The 457-nt window shown below is 57.1% G+C and carries 1 pseudogene; it reads right to left on the bottom strand.

What is annotated here, in order from left to right:
- Positions 1-374, bottom strand: a pseudogene (locus tag A3754_RS07315) (ABC transporter permease); the annotation flags it as partial.
- Between the last annotated feature and the right edge of the window lie 83 nt (positions 375-457).

Below are 457 nucleotides of genomic sequence, written 5' to 3'. Positions count from 1 at the left end.
CCGTAGCGGTAGTGCGTCAAATAGCTGTCGTTAGTCGCCACCACCGGATAACCGCGATGGGAATCACCCAACGCAATGGGAATCCACCACTTCACATCCCGGTGGGCGGCCAGATGCTCCACGGTGTTCCAGCTGATGCCAGCGGTGGGATCACTGAGACGGAAGACACTGTAGAGCAAGATATTCATTGGCCCACCACGGGCACTGACGATCAGATCTGTCCCTGAAATGGTGCTGGCAAAATTGGCGCGCACCTGATGACGCACCCGGTCGATGCCGATGATCATCAGCACGCTCATGGCAATAGCAACCACGATCAGCAACGCCGAGGTGCGCCGGGTTTTCAGGGAGGCAAACATCACTTTAGCAAGCATGATTGCCCTCCCCGGCCAGGCTGGCGAAATCCTCACTGCGCTGAAAGTGGTGCCCTACCTGATCGTCATGACTCACCATCAAC

Source organism: Alcanivorax sp. HI0083 (assembly GCF_001635175.1).
This window is presented reverse-complemented; position numbering and strand designations above follow the sequence as displayed.